The organism is Mycobacterium sp. RTGN6, from assembly GCF_033804605.1.
Taxonomy (GTDB): Bacteria; Actinomycetota; Actinomycetes; order Mycobacteriales; family Mycobacteriaceae; genus Mycobacterium.
On sequence record NZ_JAPZKZ010000011.1, the window covers coordinates 205,411 to 223,440 of the forward strand.

The window sequence follows — 18,030 nt, forward strand, 5'->3', positions numbered from 1 at the left end:
GCGGTGAACATCCTCCAAGGCATGCGGATCGTCGAGGTCGCCGACGAAATTGCCGGGCCTTATTGCGGCAAACTGTTCGCGGATGTCGGCGCCGAAGTGATCAAGGTCGAGTCGCCGGACGGCGATCGGCTTCGTCGCAGGGGGACGGGGCGGCGTGCGGGCGACGACGGGGCTCTCTTCACATATTTGAACGCTGGAAAGCGCTCGGCCGTAGGGCATTACGGCGACCCGCATGTCGATGACTTGATTTCCAGTGCCGACATCCTCATCGACTCTGGAGTCTCGGGCAGGATCGACCACGACGAATTGCACAGCCGGTCACCAGAGTTGGTGATCGTGGCGATGTCAAACTTCGGCCTGACTGGTCCGTATCGCGACAAGCCCGCGACAGAGTTCACGCTGCAGGCCGAAAGCGGCACCATGGGCCTGCGAGCCCGGCCGGACCAACCCCCCTTGCAAGCCGGTGGCCGTGTCTTCGAGTGGGTCCTCGGCAGCTATGCGGCTGTCGGTGCGCTGGCCGCCTTCCTTCGCGCTCGTCACGGAGGTGGAGGCGAGATCATCGACTGTTCGCTGATGGAGGCCTGCCATCTGAGCGCCAGCGGCTTCATTGATTTGTACTACGCGCTCGCCGGCAGTCCACCGATAACGGCTCCGCCGCGAATGACTGAACTGCCCTCGATCGAACCGACGGCCGACGGCTGGGTGGGCTTCAACACCAACACCCGCCAGCAGTTCGAGTCCTTCCTGCTGATGATCGAGCGTGACGACCTCCTCGAGCAGGATGCGACTTGGGCCCTTGCTCCGACTCGATACGAGCGGATGGAGGAGTGGAATAAAATCGTGCGGGACTGGACCACCCGGCACACCACCGCGGAGATCGTGGAAGTGGCTTCCGCGCTGAGGATTCCGGTTGCTCAAGTGAACAACGGACGCACCGTGCTCGATCACCCGCAGTTCGACGCGCGCGGCGTATGGGCCGCGAGTGCCAACGGAAGATTCACTCACCCGCTTCCGCCCTACCGGATTGATGGCACGCGGCCGGCCAGCGAACCAAACGCCGCACCGCGACTCGGTGAATTCGATGCGACTGAGCTTGACTTAAAGCCCGTCAAATCACCGACTTCCGTGTCGGCCGCTGATCTGCCGCTGGCGGGCACGCGCATCATCGACGCCACCGCGTGGTGGGCCGGGCCGTCTTCCAGCCACATCCTGGCAGCGTTGGGCGCGGAGGTCATTCACTTGGAGTCGATTCAGCACCCAGACGGCGCGCGGATGACGGCCGGAGCATTGATGGACCAGCCCAGCTGGTGGGAGCGCTCGGCAATGTTCTTGGCCACCAACACCAACAAGAAGGGGTTGACGCTTGACCTTTCATCTGCGAAGGGCCGGGAGTTGTTCTTTCGGCTCGTCGAACAAGTCGACGTCGTGGTGGAGAATTTTTCGCCGCGCGTATTCGAGAATTTCGGCATCACCTGGGAGGCGCTGAGTTCTGCTAATCCTCGGCTGATCATGACGCGTATGCCCGCTTTCGGTGTGGACGGGCCATGGCGGGACAACGTGGGGTTCGCGCAAACCATGGAGCAGATGACCGGCATGGCCTGGGTAACCGGTCACGAATATGACCAGCCCCGGATCCCGCGTGGTCCGTGTGATCCGTTGGCAGGCATGCATTCCGCTTTTGCCATGCTTGTCGGTTTGAGTCGGCGCGAGCAGACCGGTCGTGGGTCTTTCATCGAGGTATCGATGGTCGAGGCGGCGTTGAACGCCGCGGCTGAGCAGGTCATCGAATACACCGCTTACGGCACCGTCCTGTCGCGGCTGGGCAATCGCAGTAGGGACGCGGCGCCACAGGGCCTCTACCCGTGCCGCGGGGATGAACAGTGGTTGGCCGTCTCCATCGCATCCGACGACCAATGGTCAGCGTTGAAAACCGTGCTCGGTCAACCTGACTGGGCGGACGATCCCTCGCTCGACACGCACGAAGGGCGCTGGCGTGCACATGATTTGATCGACAAGCAGCTCGAACAGTGGGCCTCTGGCCGAGAGAGCGCCGAAGCGGCGGCCGTGTTGTCAGCTTCTGGAATTCCCGCATCACCGCTTCACGAGGCGAGGCTCAGTGCTCAGCACCCGCAGATGATCGCGCGTGGGTACTTCGAAGGTTTGGATCACTCGGTCGTCGGTCAGCACCAGGTCCCCACCATTCCATTTCGATTCCGCAGTGTCGATCGATGGTGTCGGTCCCCAGCGCCCACTGTCGGAGAGCACAACGAGACCATTTTAAAAGAGCTGCTCGGCTTGGACGAATCAACGATCGAGACGCTCACCGCCGAATCGGTGATCGGCACTCGGCTCAAGGGCATTGATTGAGCCGGTGCTGTCCGTGCTTGGATTTGAGATCGGCTGGAGGGGGAGAGGAAACGATGCATCTACGGATAGACGTCGACGCCTGCCAGGGCCACAGTCGATGCGCAATGACATACCCCGAGATGTTCGACGTTGATGACGACGCCAAGGCATTCGTCCATGTCGACAACGTCCCGCCGGAATGGGAAGACAAAGCGCTGATGGCGATCGCGAACTGCCCTGAGCGTGCCATCAGCACCGACGAGTGACCGCCCTCTGTTCCGGACTTCGTGCGCAGAGGAACTCTGCTCGTGAGTTCGGAAGGTCCCGCCACGTCTTGGTTCGTGTGGGGAGCGGTGTTCGACGACGGGCACCGGGAGACCGGCAACGCCATGCTCGGGGAGGCACAGCGCGCGAAGCCCCGCGACTGAGTCACGCTCACAGCATCATCGGGTCGCCGTTGACGGCCAGGAACACCAGGACCGGAGCCGTCACTGTCCGCTGATGGATCGGATCGGATTAGTGCCGTCCCACCCGTCCGCTTCCGAGCGAAGCCATTCTCCGAGCCCTGCAGTAGCTTCGTTGAGTTCAGTGATCTCGATGATCGGCACCGGCCCGTGCGGCGGTTCAAAGTAGGCGAATCGAACTCCCTCGGTCTCACCGCCGGACCAGACCATCGGCCATCCCGCGTCGATCGCCGACTTCACAGCGCCATCGAAGTCATCGGCCCAGTACGCGAATTGGTTGAATCCACCATGCCCGTGTGCGAGGAATTCCGTGTAGATACTGGGATCGCCGGCCTCCTGCACGATGACCTCGATCTGCATGTCACCCGAGTTGGCGAGGGCGATCGTGAGCGTCACCTCGGAGGGCTCGCCACGGTAGTTGGCCTGCAGTTTCTGTCCCCGCACCACCAAGAAGGGTCCAATCCCCAGTGCGACAAGCGATTTCAGGGTCGAGTCGAGGTCATCGACCACGAAGCCGACCTGGCGGACGGGTCCCGGGAGATCTGGAGTAGAAGGGGCGTTCGTCATGTATTGACTTCCAGTTCGATGTCGAAGGCTTCGAGGTATGCCGCGAATGTCGGCTTCAGCTGCTCCACGGTGAGGCCGTACTGGTCGAGGCTGTAGGTGTTGAGGCCGTACCGATCCTGCGGGTGCTCGGCGAGCCAGCGCTGCATGCGCTCTTCCGTATCCGAGGTCAGCGGATCACCGGCCCAGTCGTATACCCGGCGCATGACGTCGATGGGATCGCGCATCATGTCGGAGTAGTACACGTGGAAGAACCTGTCGTCACCGATGCGATCCCGGGCCCGCAGCGGCCGTTCGACGTGTTCCTTCATTTGCGCCTGCGCGGCTCGGCCCATGGCCTCCAAGTCGACGGCTTCGGGATGTTGTGTCATGCCCTTGGGCAGCTTCCACAAGTTGGCGAGTGACCCGGTTGCCCGGTAGGGGTCGCGGTGCGCCCAGATCAAGCGGGCGTCGGGGAACACTCTGAGCAGTGCCTCGATGTGTACGGAATGCGACGGCATCTTCAGGCTCCAGCTGCCCGGAGCCGTCGACTGCAACACCTGCAAGTATCGCTTCTGGTACTCGTACGTGGTCGTCATGTCGGTTTCGTGAAGAAGCCAGTCGGCATAGCGTGAGTCCGTTGACAAGAAGGAGTCCCACGACAGCCCCTTGAAGTCTTGGTTGTGAATGAACATGTCTTCGGTCGGCCCGTCCGCGTCCTCCCAGTGCGGAATCGACACCTTGGCAGCCGCAACCATGTCCAGGATCTTTTTCTGTTCCTCTAGTAACGCCAGGCAGCGTGGGTCGGTGCGAAGTTTGTCGGTGGTAGCGGGCGGCACGGGATACAGGCACTCCCAGTGCAATAGAGACCGTCGGTTCGGGTCCTGGTCGAGCAGATAGCTGATGACAGTGGTTCCCGTGCGTGGCATGCCGAGCACGATCAGCGGGCGTTCGACTGGGACGTCGATCACCTCGGGATGTCTGCGAACGTAGTCGTGGATCTGCAAGCGCCGGCCGAGCACGTCTGCGCTGTCGGTGAGAATGCGGTCCCGGCCGTACGGTGTGAAGGCCGGGGATGAGTTGACCTCATCGACGATGATTTCCAGCCCGTCGCGCCAGGAGTCGGACTCTGTCTCGGTCAGGCCAGTGCGCTGAGAGGCGATCTCCAAGACGTCGTCCGGAGTGGCAACATCGTCGAATTCACTCATGGCAGCTCCTAAACCGTCAGGTATCCGCCGTCGACGGCGATGGTCGTACCAGTCATGTAGCGGGCAGCGTCGGTACACAGGAACAGCACGGCAGGAGAGACCTCATCGGGTAAACCCATGCGGCCCATCGGCGTGTGTCGCATCTCAGGCTCGAACATGTCGGGGATGTCGAGTATCGGGTGAGTCATCCGGGTGTCGATCAAGCCGGGGGCTACGGCGTTGACGCGAATCCCGTCGTCGACCCAGCGGCGTGACAGGTTCCTGGTGAAGGCCAGCATGCCTGCCTTGGAGGAGCTGTACGCGGGTACTAGGACAGCCGAGACGAAAGCCGACATCGAGATGATGCTGACCACACTGCTCCCGCCGGCGAGGCTGCTGGCCTTGAGTCGTTCGTGACAGGCCATCGTCAGCCGCATGTGGGCGAACAGGTTGACTGCCACCGACCCGGCGTAGCCGTCTGGATCCCACTCGTCCTTTTGTGCTGCGTAGGGTGCGCCTGCGTTGTTGACGAGGATGTCGAGGTCGCCCAAGGACTCCGCAAGCGCATCGACCGACCCGATGTCTGCCGATTGACAATGTCGGAATGTAAAGGCGCTCAGATCCTTTTCGGGATAGTCCGCCGCCGATCCTCGGGTTCCGGTGACCGTGACCTCAGCACCCGATTTGGCGAAGTCAGTGGCGATCGCGTAGCCGATCCCGCTCGTTCCACCGGTGACGAGGGCATGAACGCCGTTGAAGTCATAAGCGACGTTGTTCACTCCGTGCCTCTCAGTTCGTTGATGGACTTCGTGAGCCATGCCTTCTCCCAGAAGTTTTCGGATTCGGCCAGCAGCGCGTCGTGGGCCTCGACCGCGACCACGCGTGCAGCCGGGTGGGATGGCTCAGCCGCCAGGATGAGGTCGATGAGGTGCAACGCCTTGACAGGTTGCCCACCGGCCACGTGGCTGCGCGCCGCATCGACCAACGCGTCGGCACCCGCAGCGGCGACGACGTCGGTGGCGATCGAGAGTGATCCAACTCCGTAAAGTTCCGTCGTCGAACGGTGTTGGAACCAACCCGCGTACATCTCCCAGATCGCGCGGACATTCCACGACGTCTTTCCGTAGCCCTCGCCGACGTCGAGCTCATCGGGCACTCGAACCTCGCGCATGGCGGTGTAGAGGTCGGCGCCAGCCGTCATGCGCTCGATCGTCTGGTCGTGTACGGACTGCATGGCGTCGCGCATCGCGGTGACCTCTTCGGCAATGCGATCCGCTCCCTCGATGGGGTCGAAGTGGCCGGTGATCAACCGCTGCGGACCGAATTCGAGAACCTTGTCGAGCGATTCGATGTAGAGGACGGGATCGCGGTAGCGGTCGCCCCGAATGGTCATGAGGTTGGGCACGTGTCCGAACAGCGGTCCGAAGAGGTTGCCCGTGAACAGTATTCGGTCCTCCGGCAACCAGACCACCAGCGAGTCAGTGGTCTCCCCACCCGGTGTCCAGGCCAGCTCCAGCCGGCGTCCACCGACGGTGAGTTCGTGTCGGTGATCGAACGTGGTCGTGGGCTCGGGGAACGAGAAGTCGATCGTGGAGACGTCCAGGTCCTTGAGCGACTCGAGGACAGCGTCGGTGAACTTCGCGAAGGCAAAGGTCGTCTTGGGCGCTCGGTAGCCGCCGAGCCTGATGTTGTCATCGCGCCAGGAGCGGTAATTGGCGTGCATGATCACGTCGGTGTCGGCCTCGCGGAGCGCGTACACCCCGCCCCAATGATCGCCGTGTCCCTGAGTCACGACGATCGCGCGCGTCGGGCCAGGAACGTCTTCGAATGCCTTGTGGTGCAGGGGTCCTTCGAAGAAGATCCCGCCATTGATGACGACTCTCCCGGCGTCAGTCGCCACCGCGTAGGCGTTCGATACGCCCGGTGACATCCATATGTCGTCGCCGAGCGCTACGGCGGCTTCTCCGGTGGCCGCTTGGAGATCGGCCGCACCTGGCCGTTCGCGAGGGATTCCTGCCATGTACATCCGCCGCTCTTCGCCTTGAGCTATAGCTCTAATTTGCGCTGAACGTGCGAGGGGTTTGATGCGGTCACGCGGACGACTTGTCATTGGATCCCATTGCGCGACGAGTCATCCGCACCATCAACCGGACAAGTACGCCGCGTGGAATTGGGTAGATGAGTCTGGCGCCCCATCGAACCTGCTTGCCGGCCATGCACGTGGGGTCCTTTCCGAGGCTCTTGAAGGCTGCGCCGACCACTTCTTCGGCAGTGGTAGCGCCGGGGACGGGCTCGTCGGGCCCGGCGAGCCCACGCTCTTCGCGTAGGCGGCGCAGCGAGGGCGTGTCGGTCGTGCCAAGCACGACGGCGACCGCGTCCACACCTTGATCCCGCAGCTCGCACCACAAGGACTCGGCGAAGATCATGTCGAACGCCTTCGTGGCGCCGTACGCGGTCATGTTCGGAGCCCCGACGAACGCTGCGCCGGAACTGAGGATGACGATGCCACCGCGTCCCCGCTCGACCATCGCACGGCCATAGTGGTGACTGAGTTGCATGGGAATCAGACAGTTGCGCTGGAGCATTCGTTCGGCGGCATCGATCGAGTTCTCGAGAAAGGGCGCGAAATCGGCATCGGCGCCGGCGCAGTAGACCAGCAATCCGATATCGAGATCGACGGTGGCGGTGACGATCGACTCGGTGGCGTCGGGCGCACTGAGATCGGTGACGAGGACGCGGGTCTCGACGCCGGTGCGGCTCTGGATGCCTTGCGCGAGTTGGTTCAGTAACTCAGCGCGGCGGGCGAGGAGCACGACGTTGATGCCGTTGCGGGCGATTGCCTCCGCGAAGGCGGCGCCCACGCCGTCGGACGCGCCCGCGATCAGTGCCCAGGGTCCGTACTTCGCCTTGTCGACGATCACGCTCGTCACTTCACGGTCTCCCGGAAAGAGGCGAGCACTCCACGCACGAGGACCCGTCGGGTCTGACCGTCGGCGATGTCGACGATGGAATCGGCGATCGGCCAAGTGAGCTTGCCGCTGGCGCGGACCACTTTTTCGATGGTCATTGTCACCCTCCTGTTTCTAGGTCTTGTAGACGATCTGGACGGTGTGCCCGTCGACGGCGACGAGTTGGCCGGTGATGAAGCCGGACTCTTTACCGGCGAGACGCGTGACGGCAGCAACCTCTTTAGCGCAGTGCAGCAAAGCGTTTCAGATACGGCCATGCCACATCCGGCGGTATGCCGCCGCAGAGCGGCGAGAGATTGAACAGCTCACCGGCAGCGGTGCGTTGTCTTGCTTCATCCACCGACAGGATCACGTGCGAGGACGACGTATGGCGGAGCTCGTCGACGGTCTTGGCGGTGGTGATGTTCGCCGACACCTCGTTGTCGGGGTTCCACTCGGAGTACGTCATTGCGTCGTGAAGGAGGTATTTTCCGATCTCGTCCCATGCCGCGTCGACGTCGTCGGCGACGAAACAGTTGGCTGTGGTGTCACGTTCGGGCAGCATGATGAATCCGGGTTCGTGGCCGTGTTCGCGGCTGGCCTTCTGATAGGCCTCTTCCATCCCTGGCACGTTGCCGTTGGCGAGCAGGCCGAGGCCGTTTCGCCCCGCACGCCGGGCTGCGGCGAGGCTGGCACCGCCCCAACTCATCATGGGACCTTCCGGTGTGCGCGGGCGCGGTGTCACCTTCATCCGTCGGTCGCCGTGTTCGACTTCTTCTCCCGCCAATAGCCTTCGCAGCAGGCCGAGCTTCTCATCGGCCAGGCGACCGCGATCGGAGAGCTTCAGCCCAAAGTGGGCGTATTCCTCAGCGCGATAACCAATCCCGAATATGTACGTGACCCGACCCGCACTGATGTGATCCAGCACGGCAATATCCTCAGCCAACCGGGCCACGTCGTAGAGCGGCAGAAGAATCACCAGGTTCAGCAACAGCTGCTTGGTGCGCGCGGCGATCGCCGCGCCCAGCAGCAGCGGCGACGGAAGATAACCGTCCTCGGCGCAGTGATGCTCACACAGCACCGCGGCGACACATCCCCGGGTCTCCGCCCACGCCGACATCTCGCTCGCCGCCGCGTACAGGTCGGAGGGGGGACCGCCGATCGACGGCGCCCGCATGTCAAAACGGAGAGTGAACATTACGTTTAATGACCGTCCGATGGTTGGGTCCCCATGACAGCCGCGGTGGCCCCGTCGGATGGGCCCAGAACGATGGCCCACGGACCGTACTTGCCGGCGAAGTCCTTCGTCATTGACCGGCCACCGCAACCAGTCGAACCGAGGTGTACTTTCGGAGTGATATCCGCCAGCCGTCATCGGTGCGCACGACGTGGTCGTCGTAGTACCCGGCGGGATTCACGCCGGATCCGTTCTCTGCGAGGATCAACGCATCGACGTACGTGCGGACTTGCGCAGTGTCGCCGTCGATGTCGATGACCTGGTTGGTCATCCGGTGCATGGTGTGCGCGGCGCCGGAATGCGCGGCCTCCATGAACTGCGCCACCTCCGCGCTTCCGGTCCACTGCCCGACCACGCCGTAGTCCAACTGGGCGTCATCGGTGAAAACCTCTGTCAGGAGCGAGTATTGGTGACTGTCGATCGCCGTCGCATAGCGCACCGTCAGATCGAAAATTTCATCGCGGTCGGTCATGCCACATCTCCATTCGGGTGAACGACAATTCTGGGTGGTCCCTCGGATCGGCGGGCATCCTCGAGTGCGTCGGGCACCTCATCGAGGCCGATGATGCGTCCGACGCTCGGCAGTGGGTCGAGCCGACCTTCGACGACGGCGTCGAGCACGCCGTACCAATCCTGCGGCAAGGGTCCGCCGCCGAACTGCAGAGTCAAACCTTGGCGGGTGGCCTCGGTGATGCTCAAAGTGTCCCCGGTGTACCAGCCGCCCGCGCAGTAGATGCGTGACGAGAACTCCGCCTCCTTGACGATCTTGTCGATGAGCCCTGGAGCGCCGACGCACTCGAACACCACTGCCGAACCACCGAGCTTGTGTTCGGCGCGGACCTCGCGGAACGCTTCGAAAACGGATTTCTTCGCGGGATCGACGAGCACATGTGCGCCGAACGCCGTTCGCGCTAGTTCGCGGCGGTCTGCCTTGTAGTCGGACACGATGATCGGCGCGATGCCACGACTGGATAACGCCGCGACTGCGGAAAGGCCAACGGCCCCCGCACCGATGACGATCGGCGTCTCACCCGGCGCGAGATTGGCGGCGCGCACGTAGAACTCGCCGACTGCGAAGCAGTCGACGACGGCGATGGCATCGCTGGATACGGTGCCGTCGACGATCTTGGCCGTGACCTCGGGTACGACGAGCAGTTCGCCGAAGCTTCCCTGAGCCTCGGGGTGTTGTCCGATGATCCGCACACCGCCGGCACCGCCGTCCACCAGGCGAATCGGCATCGAGGTGACGCGGCTTCCTATCGGGATCGCGTCAGTGCAGCCCGGGCCGTGGCCGATGACTTCACCAACGAACTCGTGGCCCATCACGATGTCGCGGTCGGCGTCGTACAGCGATCGCCCGGTCGGGTCATCGATCGCGAGCTCCGGATGATCCATGAAATGGACATCCGACGCGCAGATCGCCGTGCTCAGCGTCTTGAGAAGTAGGTCACCCTGCCCCGGAATGGGGTCAGCCGTTTCCCGGACGTCCAGCCGGCCACCTCGTAGTACCACTGCGCGCACGGCTCACATCTCTTTCGGGCGTGTGCTTGAATAGTCTCGACTATTCGAGAGTTAGTTCTCGGATTACCGAATGAACTTAAGTGGCCACTAGATGAGGAGTCAAGGGTGCGAGGAGCAACTTCGGCCCCGACGGGGCGTGTGCTCGACGTCCTCGAGTTGCTGAGTCGTCCGAGCAGTCGCCAGATGCGGTTCTCCGATGTAGTTCGCGAACTCGACCTGACTCAAGCCACCGCACACGCCATCCTCAAGACGCTGACCGACCGCGGCTGGGTCAGCAGGGACCCCGTCGCCAAGACGTTTGCGCTCGGCCCGTCGCTGTCGTTGATCGCCGCGGGATTGGATGCCGCCCGGCCCCTGGCGCATATCGCGCGCGCTTCCGCAGGGCGGCTCGCCGCGACAATCGACATGCCCGCCTCGGTCATCGAACGTGCCGGTGACGACCTCGTCATCACTGCCTTTGAACAACCCAAGGACAGCTTGATCGCCCCGCCAAACGAACGAATCTCTTATACGCCCCCGTTCGGGGTTGCGTTTGCGGCATGGGATACGGCTGCGGGACAAGAGGCCTGGGTACAGCGCGCGGCAGCGGACGACCCGGCCCTCGGCAAGCGACTGTACGGTGTTCTGACTGAAACCCGAGCCCGCGGCTTCGACGTCGACTGGATGACACCCGCCCTCGCACAGGCAGCGCAGGTGCTGGGGACGCTCTCCAACGACGGTTTGCCACACAGCATGCGCTCCATCATCGATCGGCTTCGTGTCGAAATGTCCTCTGCGGGCATGCCGGCCGACGATGCCACCGCTTCCGCGCGGTCCATCGCCACGATTTCGGCACCGGTACTCGACAGCGTCGGGCGCACCCAGCTAGTCCTGGCGATTCACCCTGTCCGACCCATGACGATTCGACGAATCCAAGTCGCCGCACGGCAACTGCTGCAGGAGGTTCAGCGAATCTCCGATGTAGTAAGGGGTGACGCTAGTTAGCGAGTTGGTTGACGGCTGCGGCGAAGACGCGCGGCAGGGCAGCGGCCGCAGGGACGATGCGCGACCGAACGGCGGGATGGGCGGCGGCTCGTACCAAGCCTGCCGTCAAGGCCCGGTAGCGCCGGGTTAGCCTGCGCCACTGTCGGTCGTAGTCGCCGGGGCGTTCTTGTACGACGCAGTTCACCAGGAGCTCAGCGGCACCGAACGCCAGGCCGAGGCCCTCGCCCGTGAGGGCGTCGATGTAGCCGGCCGCGTCGCCGACCAGCAGTACCCGGCCCGCCGCACGGTTACGGACGCCCTGCCACAGCGGCCCGGCAGCGCGATCCGGTCCATGCGGGCGGCCCGCCACGCGATCCCGAAGCTCGGCGAATTCGTCCAAGTGGCAGTCGAATCCGCCCCGACCCGCAGACAGGATCGCGATCCCCACGCAGTCGTCGGCGACCGGTGTCACGTACGCCTCGGCGCCCGGTGCCCAGTGCACCTCCACGGAGTCGGTCCAGGGAGCCAGCTCGAAGTGACGGCGGATACCCCACCGACGCGGACCATGAGCGGGCTCAGCGAGCCCCATCGCCTTGCGGATGGGGGAGTGCAGACCGTCGGCCGCAGCGAGATATCTGGCGCGAAACTGGTCTGCGCGTACCGATTCCGCGTCCTGGGTGACTTCGCCGACGTCACCCTGCACGAACTTCACGCCCGCGGTGCGCGCCGCATCCGACATCGCTGCGTGCAGTACCGTCCTGCGCACGCCTCGGCCGACGCCCGCCCGGAACGACGCGTCGACCCGCCGGTTGGCGTCGAGGTAGGTGATACCGCGCAGCGGCCGTCCGTGCGTGGTGACGCCGAGCCGGTCGAGATGCGCGATGGTGTGCGGCATCATGCCCTCGCCGCAAGCCTTGTCGAGCACACCCGGTCGGCGTTCGACGACGACCACCTCGAGCCCGGCCCGCGCGGCGTAGAGCGCCGTGGCCAAGCCCGCGGGTCCGCCTCCGCCGACGAGCAGGTCGATCACGTCAGGCTCGCCAGCGCATGGTTCTCGACCTTGATGCGCGTCCGCAGCAGCGCCGCGTTGAGCACGGTGAAGACCACCGCGGTGATCCACGCGGTGTGGACGAGCGGCAGCGCGATGCCCTCGACGACTACCACGACGTAGTTCGGGTGGGGCAACCACCGGTACGGGCCGCCGGTCACCCGCGGCGCGCCGGGCACCACGACCACGCGGGTGTTCCACTGCGAGCCGAGCGTCGCGATGCACCACCAGCGCAGCGCCTGCGCGGCCAACACCACGGCCAGCATGGGCCAGCCGAGCGCGGGGAGGAAGGGGCGGTGCAGGCCGATTGCCTCGATCAGGCAACCGGCGAGCAGGCCGGTATGCAGGACCACCATCGCGGGGTAGTGCCCGGCGCCGAACTCGGTGCCGCCCCGCGCCAGCGACCACGCCAGATTGCGTTTGGACACCACCAGTTCGGCGACCCGCTCGACGGCGACCGCGGCGATCAGCAGTACGTACCAGAGCATCTGGGCGGTCCCGTCAGCGCCAGCGCAGCAGGACGAGTTCGGAGCAGAACCCCGGGCCCATCGCCATCATCAATCCCGGACTGCCAGGGGGCGGACGCTTGGCGATGGTGTCGCGCAGCACGTGCAATACCGATGCCGACGAGAGATTGCCGACTTCGGCAAGCGAGCGCCACGTCAGCTCCAACGCGTCGTCGGGCAGCCCCAGCGTCGCGTTGATCGCCTCGATGACCTTCGGGCCACCGGGATGGCTCACCCAGCCGCCGATGTCGGCCACCTGAAGGCCGTGTGCCCCAAGGAAACCGGTCACGTCGTCGCCCAGGTACCGCTCGACCACCTTTGGCACGTCGGGGGACAGCACCAGCCGGAAGCCGCTGGCGTCGACGTCCCAGCCCATCGTCCGCAGCGAGTCTGGGTACAGATGGCTGCGCGAATCGATGACCTCAGGACCGGACGCGTCCATCCGCTTGGCACGACGATCGCCGACGGCGACCACTGCCGCCGCGCCGTCGCCGAACAGGCTGCTGCCGACCACCGTCGCCATCGTCGGATCGGACTTCGGGATCAGCGAGCACAGCTCGACCGCGAGCAGCACCGCGACGTCGTCGGGTGCCCCGCGCAGATAGTCATTGAGCCGTGCCACGCCCGCCGCGCCCGCGACGCACCCGAGGCCGAACATCGGGACCCGGCGGACGTCGGGGCGCAGGCCGACCAGGCCCGCGATGCGCGCGTCCAACGTCGGGACCGCCACGCCGGTCACGGTGGTCGTCATGATCAGGTCGACGTCGCCGGGTTCCAGACCGGCCTCCTCCAGCGCACCCAGTAGTGCGGCACACCCGAGTTCGACCGCATGCTCGATGAAGAGGTCGTTGGCCGTGCCGAAGTCGTTGAGCCCCGCGTAGTCCTCGAGCGGTAGCACCATGTGGCGGCTGTTCACCTTCGCGCTCTTGTGAAGGGCGCGGATACCGTCCTCGTACGGTCGATAGTCAGGAAGGGCGAGGAGTGCTTCGGTGATCTCGTCCTGGGTGTAGCGGCGGGGCGGGAGTTCTCCGTGGACAGCTGCAATAACGCTCATTGGCACGCTCCTTCTACTGTCAACCACGCCATCGGGCGTCGCGCGGTTCAACGGACACGGCGTCACTGTGGCTCGTCTCACAACCCGGCCACTATGTCAACAACTGGTGACTTAGCACGATAGGCGTCTCCGGGAACGATGTCAACAGTCGGTGACTTGTGCTCGGGCGACGAAACCGAACACGTTCTGGCGCAACGTCGATCGACGCGACCACGCCCGGGTGCCGACGGCAGCAGAACCCGTCGGACGTCTTACCTAGACTGGGGACGTGCTCATTGGTTCGCATGTCGATCGGGTCGACCCCTTGGCCGCAGCGCAGGCCGAAGGTGCCGACGTGGTGCAGTTCTTCCTTGGCGATCCGCAGAGTTGGAAGAAACCCGCGCCGCGTGAGGACGCCGACGTGCTGCGGTCGTCGGCGGTGCCGCTTTACGTACACGCGCCGTATCTGATCAATGTTGCGTCGGCCAACAATCGGGTGCGCATTCCGTCGCGCAAGATCTTGCAGGACACGTGTGACGCGGCCACGGAGATCGGCGCCACCGCCGTGATCGTGCACGGCGGGCACGCCGACGACAAGGACGTCGAGGCCGGCTTCGAGCGCTGGGTCAAGGCGCTCGACAGCCTGAAGACCGACGTGCCCGTCTATCTGGAGAACACCGCGGGTGGCGACCATGCCATGGCGCGCCACTTCGACACCATCGCCCGGTTGTGGGATCACATCGGCGACAAGGGCATCGGCTTCTGCCTGGATACCTGCCACGCGTGGGCGGCGGGTGAGGCGCTGATCGACGCCGTGGAGCGCATCAAGTCGATCACTGGGCGCATCGACCTGGTGCACTGCAACGACTCGCGCGACGCGGCGGGCTCCGGCGCCGACCGGCACGCGAACTTCGGCACCGGCCAGATCGATCCCCAACTACTCGTCGCGGTCGTGACGGCCGCCGACGCACCCGTCATCTGCGAGACTGCCGAAGAGGGCCGCAAGGACGACATCGCCTTCCTGCGCGAGCACGTCGACTGAAACGATTCGGTTACTGAACGGCGTATTAACGAGCGGTAGCGGCTGGGCGAACTAGCCTCAGCGGAATGTCCACGGTCGACGACGCGCCCGTTGCGTTGCCGCGCGCTGCACCGCTGCGCATGTCGCGTGACCGGTGGTTCGTCACCGCGCGGTGGATTGCCATCGCCGGTTGGGTCGGAGTGGTCGGCTACCGCACCGCCGCCGACGGCTTCGCCTTCAATCGCGAGCTGCTCCTGCTCTACATCTGCACCGGATTGCTTGCGGCGAGCATCGGTCGAGGCCGACGAATGCTCTACGTCATCCGCGACTGGTTGCCGTTCGCGCTGGTGCTGCTGGCCTACGACCTGAGTCGCGGAGCGGCCGACCTGATCGGCCGTCCAACCCTGTGGCAGTGGCAGGCCGACGCCGACCGGTGGCTGTTCTCCGGGACCATGCCGACGGTCTGGCTGCAGGAACGACTCAAACTGCCCCAGGCGCCGTGGTGGGAAGTCGCCATCAGTACCGTCTACATGTCGTTCTTCATCCTTCCCTACGTCGTCGCCGGCGTGCTGTGGCTACGCGACCGCGAGGAGTGGAAGCGATTCGTCCGGCTCTTCGTCGGGCTGTCCCTCGCGGCGCTCGTCGTCTACGCGCTGGTACCCGCTGCTCCTCCGTGGGCCGCCGCACGCTGCACCACGGGTGACGTCGTCGGCGGCCCGTCCGGGCCCCGGTGCATGTTTCGTCCGGCCCGCGGAGTGCCCGACGGCGGTCTGCTGGGCGCCATGCAGACCAATCAGGACGGCGCCAACGCGTGGGTCGAACGCATCGTCACGCGCGGCTGGGGCAAGCTGAATCTGCACTCCGCGGCAGCGCTCATCGATCAGGGACAGGCCAACGTCAACCTGGTCGCGGCGATCCCCTCCCTGCATTCGGCGTTGAGCGCCGCCGTCGCCGCGTTTCTGTGGACGCGCGTACAGCGCAGGTGGCGGCCGCTGCTGGTGGCCTACCCGCTGATCATGGCCTTCACGCTGGTGTACACCGCCGAGCACTACGTCGTCGACGTGCTGCTCGGCTGGGCGCTCGCCGCCGTCGTCATCGCGGCGCTCTGGCACCTGAAACCGCGGCGGCCAAACGCCGACCCAACGTGACCGCGCCTATCGTGGAGGCGTGAGTCGACTGGCCGTGCTGATCGCAGTGGTGCTCGCGATGGCCGGCTGCGCGGTCCCGAGTTTCGCTGGGCCGCAGGACTTCACGGTCGGCTCGACGGCACACTCGATCAACGTGGGCGGCCTCGACCGCGGCTATCGGCTCTACGTTCCCGCCGGGCTACCGCCGAACGCTTCACTCGTCGTGATGATGCACGGCGGCTTCGGCAGCGCCGATCAGGCCGAGCGATCCTACGGCTGGAATCAGTTGGCGGACCGCGAGAAGTTCGCCGTGGCGTATCCCGACGGAATGGGTCGCGCGTGGAACGTCGGCGGCGGCTGTTGCGGCCGACCGGGCAGGCAGGGGATCGACGACGTCGGCTTCATAAGCGCGATGGTCGACGACGTCGGCACGCACGTGCCGGTGGACCGCGACCGCGTCTACGCGACCGGGATCAGCAACGGCGGCATGATGGCGTACTCGCTGGCGTGTCACACCGACGTGTTCGCCGCCATCGGTCCCGACGCCGCAACCCAACTCGACGCGTGCGCGTCGCCGCACCCGACGTCGGTGCTTGCGATCCACGGCATGGCCGACCGAGCGATCCGTTACGACGGCGGGCCAGGCGAGGGCGTCGCGCGCATCGACGGCCCACCGGTACCCGACGTAAATGCCTTCTGGCGCAACGTCGATCAGTGTGTCCAGCCCGTCGTCACGACGGCCCCAGCGGTGACCACGTCATCCGCCGACTGCGCGGACGGTCGCGGCGTCACGCTCATCACCATCGACGGCGCCGGGCATCAGTGGCCGGGCAGCCAGCCGATCCGGGAGGGGGCCGACCCGCCGTCGGCTGCGCTGGACGCGTCGACGACGTTGTGGACGTTCTTCGCGGCTCACCCGCGCGTCAGGTAGACCTTGCGCAGTGTCTCGGTGACCGTCCAGACCGTCTCGGTGCCCGCGGCGAGTCGCACCACGTCGCCCGCCCCGAGCCGCAGCGGCGGGGTGGCGTCACCGAATTCGACTGTCGCCGAGCCGGATAGCACGACGAATACCTCGTCGGCCTCGACGTCGCTCATCGCGCCGGGCGTCATTTCCCACACACCCACCTCGAGGCCATCGAACTCGGTGAGGGTGTGGAAGCCGGTGCGCGGCGCACCGCTCACCGACTGCTCGGCGGGCACCGGTTCATTGGCGATGTCGATGGTTGCCGCTGTGACGGAGGAATTGGGATCCACCCGCCCAGTATGCGTCGATCCGCACCTCGCATGCGTCGCCAGGTGATCTGATCCGTGGGTGCCGGTAACTTCTCGCGGTTACACGATCAACTACACCGTCGAGGGCGACGGGCCTCCACTGATGCTCGTCGCGGGGACGCTGTGCTCCGCTGCACAGTGGCAGGACTTTGGATACACCGGGACGCTCGGCCGGAAGTGGCGCATCATCAACGTCGATCCGCTCGGGCACGGGTTGAGCGACGGCCCGCACGACGCCGATGCCTACGAAGCCGCAGGGGTGACCTCGGATCTGGTGGCGGTGCTCGATGCCGAGGGGATCGACCGCGCAACGGTGTGGGGTTACTCGCGTGGCGGCTGGCTGGCGTGCAACCTGGCCAGCCGGTATCCCGAGCGAGTGGCCGGGCTCGTTGTCGGCGCCTATGCGATGCATGCCCACGAGTTGGAGGCCGGCCGGATCCTGGCGCCGTTCGCGGCGTATCTGCGCAACGGTGACTGGCCGGGGCTGTGGCGCATGTTCGGCGTCACCGACCCGACGTTTCAGCAGATGATGGAGACCGGCAACGATCCGCAAGCCGTCGCCGCCGCCATCGAGGGATCGCTGCGACCCACCCGCTACGTCGGCCCGGCCACAATCGGTTGTCCCGCAACGTATTACGTGGGCTCCAAGGATTGGATCGTGCCGCACGTGCGTGCCGACGTCGATGCGCTGGGCGCGACGCTCGACGTGATCGAAGGCCAGGGACACCTCGGATCCTTCTTCGGTGCGGCCCCGCAGGTGCTCGCCGCGGTCACCGCACGGAGCTAACTCGGCGCGCCGTCGCAACCAAACCCA

20 protein-coding genes are annotated in these 18,030 nt (G+C 65.2%); 7 read left to right on the forward strand and 13 right to left on the reverse strand.

Annotation, left to right across the window (positions count from 1 at the left end):
* Positions 1 to 21: 21 nt before the first annotated feature.
* Together SLQ33_RS25935 and SLQ33_RS25940 are read left to right on the forward strand one after the other, a co-directional pair.
* A complete protein-coding gene (locus SLQ33_RS25935) occupies positions 22 to 2,367 on the forward strand; it encodes a CoA transferase (RefSeq protein WP_319456762.1) in 2,346 nt (781 codons plus the stop codon).
* A 53-nt stretch (positions 2,368 to 2,420) separates the two neighbouring features.
* On the forward strand, positions 2,421 to 2,612 hold the full coding sequence (locus tag SLQ33_RS25940) for a ferredoxin (RefSeq protein ID WP_319456763.1): 192 nt from the start codon (positions 2,421 to 2,423) through the stop codon (positions 2,610 to 2,612).
* A 222-nt stretch (positions 2,613 to 2,834) separates the two neighbouring features.
* Here the strand turns inward: SLQ33_RS25940 and SLQ33_RS25945 are convergent, their stop codons facing one another.
* The 9 genes from SLQ33_RS25945 to SLQ33_RS25985 form a co-directional block, all read right to left on the reverse strand.
* Entirely contained in the window at positions 2,835 to 3,377 is a 543-nt protein-coding gene (locus SLQ33_RS25945; protein WP_319456764.1) for a VOC family protein, read from the reverse strand.
* Positions 3,374 to 4,561, reverse strand: coding sequence for a sulfotransferase (locus tag SLQ33_RS25950; RefSeq protein WP_319456765.1), 1,188 nt, complete (start codon positions 4,559 to 4,561; stop codon positions 3,374 to 3,376). The genes SLQ33_RS25945 and SLQ33_RS25950 overlap by 4 nt, the downstream gene beginning before the upstream one ends.
* Before the next feature lie 8 nt (positions 4,562 to 4,569).
* A complete protein-coding gene (locus SLQ33_RS25955; protein ID WP_319456766.1) occupies positions 4,570 to 5,319 on the reverse strand; it encodes an SDR family NAD(P)-dependent oxidoreductase in 750 nt (249 codons plus the stop codon).
* Positions 5,316 to 6,560 (reverse strand): alkyl sulfatase dimerization domain-containing protein, encoded by a 1,245-nt coding sequence (locus SLQ33_RS25960; protein ID WP_319456767.1) that lies wholly within the window; start codon positions 6,558 to 6,560, stop codon positions 5,316 to 5,318. Before SLQ33_RS25960 ends, SLQ33_RS25955 begins: the two co-directional genes overlap by 4 nt.
* Positions 6,561 to 6,630: 70 nt before the next feature.
* On the reverse strand, positions 6,631 to 7,470 hold the full coding sequence (locus SLQ33_RS25965) for an SDR family NAD(P)-dependent oxidoreductase (RefSeq protein WP_319456768.1): 840 nt from the start codon (positions 7,468 to 7,470) through the stop codon (positions 6,631 to 6,633).
* Positions 7,467 to 7,607: a hypothetical protein gene (locus SLQ33_RS25970; protein ID WP_319456769.1), complete on the reverse strand. Its 141-nt coding sequence runs from the start codon at positions 7,605 to 7,607 to the stop codon at positions 7,467 to 7,469. The genes SLQ33_RS25965 and SLQ33_RS25970 overlap by 4 nt, the downstream gene beginning before the upstream one ends.
* A gap of 122 nt (positions 7,608 to 7,729) precedes the next feature.
* Positions 7,730 to 8,686: an LLM class flavin-dependent oxidoreductase gene (locus tag SLQ33_RS25975; RefSeq protein WP_319456842.1), complete on the reverse strand. Its 957-nt coding sequence runs from the start codon at positions 8,684 to 8,686 to the stop codon at positions 7,730 to 7,732.
* Positions 8,687 to 8,795: 109 nt separating this feature from the next.
* On the reverse strand, positions 8,796 to 9,197 hold the full coding sequence (locus SLQ33_RS25980) for a nuclear transport factor 2 family protein (RefSeq protein WP_319456770.1): 402 nt from the start codon (positions 9,195 to 9,197) through the stop codon (positions 8,796 to 8,798).
* Positions 9,194 to 10,237, reverse strand: a complete 1,044-nt coding sequence (locus SLQ33_RS25985) for a zinc-binding dehydrogenase (RefSeq protein ID WP_319456843.1) — start codon at positions 10,235 to 10,237, stop codon at positions 9,194 to 9,196. Before SLQ33_RS25985 ends, SLQ33_RS25980 begins: the two co-directional genes overlap by 4 nt.
* A gap of 114 nt (positions 10,238 to 10,351) precedes the next feature.
* Between SLQ33_RS25985 and SLQ33_RS25990 the strand changes: the two genes are divergently transcribed.
* Positions 10,352 to 11,230, forward strand: coding sequence for a helix-turn-helix domain-containing protein (locus SLQ33_RS25990; RefSeq protein WP_319456771.1), 879 nt, complete (start codon positions 10,352 to 10,354; stop codon positions 11,228 to 11,230).
* Here SLQ33_RS25990 and SLQ33_RS25995 read toward each other — a convergent pair.
* Genes SLQ33_RS25995 through SLQ33_RS26005 form a run of 3 tightly spaced genes read right to left on the reverse strand, consistent with a single transcriptional unit; the run spans position 11,223 to position 13,817 of the window.
* On the reverse strand, positions 11,223 to 12,239 hold the full coding sequence (locus tag SLQ33_RS25995) for an NAD(P)/FAD-dependent oxidoreductase (protein ID WP_319456772.1): 1,017 nt from the start codon (positions 12,237 to 12,239) through the stop codon (positions 11,223 to 11,225). The genes SLQ33_RS25990 and SLQ33_RS25995 overlap by 8 nt on opposite strands.
* Positions 12,236 to 12,745 carry an isoprenylcysteine carboxyl methyltransferase family protein gene (locus SLQ33_RS26000; RefSeq protein WP_319456773.1) on the reverse strand — a complete coding sequence of 170 codons (510 nt, stop codon included), beginning with the start codon at positions 12,743 to 12,745 and terminating at the stop codon, positions 12,236 to 12,238. Before SLQ33_RS26000 ends, SLQ33_RS25995 begins: the two co-directional genes overlap by 4 nt.
* A gap of 13 nt (positions 12,746 to 12,758) precedes the next feature.
* Entirely contained in the window at positions 12,759 to 13,817 is a 1,059-nt protein-coding gene (locus tag SLQ33_RS26005) for a type III polyketide synthase (RefSeq protein ID WP_319456774.1), read from the reverse strand.
* A gap of 268 nt (positions 13,818 to 14,085) precedes the next feature.
* Between SLQ33_RS26005 and SLQ33_RS26010 the strand changes: the two genes are divergently transcribed.
* The 3 genes from SLQ33_RS26010 (at position 14,086) to SLQ33_RS26020 (ending at position 16,875) form a co-directional block, all read left to right on the forward strand.
* Positions 14,086 to 14,838: a deoxyribonuclease IV gene (locus tag SLQ33_RS26010; protein ID WP_319456775.1), complete on the forward strand. Its 753-nt coding sequence runs from the start codon at positions 14,086 to 14,088 to the stop codon at positions 14,836 to 14,838.
* Between the two features lie 65 nt (positions 14,839 to 14,903).
* Entirely contained in the window at positions 14,904 to 15,965 is a 1,062-nt protein-coding gene (locus SLQ33_RS26015) for a phosphatase PAP2 family protein (protein WP_319456776.1), read from the forward strand.
* A 58-nt stretch (positions 15,966 to 16,023) separates the two neighbouring features.
* On the forward strand, positions 16,024 to 16,875 hold the full coding sequence (locus SLQ33_RS26020) for an alpha/beta hydrolase family esterase (protein WP_319456844.1): 852 nt from the start codon (positions 16,024 to 16,026) through the stop codon (positions 16,873 to 16,875).
* Here SLQ33_RS26020 and SLQ33_RS26025 read toward each other — a convergent pair.
* A complete protein-coding gene (locus SLQ33_RS26025; RefSeq protein ID WP_319456777.1) occupies positions 16,857 to 17,198 on the reverse strand; it encodes a cupin domain-containing protein in 342 nt (113 codons plus the stop codon). The genes SLQ33_RS26020 and SLQ33_RS26025 overlap by 19 nt on opposite strands.
* A 58-nt stretch (positions 17,199 to 17,256) precedes the next feature.
* On the opposite strand from SLQ33_RS26025, the gene SLQ33_RS26030 reads away from it, so the two are divergent.
* Positions 17,257 to 18,003, forward strand: coding sequence for an alpha/beta hydrolase (locus SLQ33_RS26030; RefSeq protein ID WP_319456778.1), 747 nt, complete (start codon positions 17,257 to 17,259; stop codon positions 18,001 to 18,003).
* Positions 18,004 to 18,030: the final 27 nt, after the last annotated feature.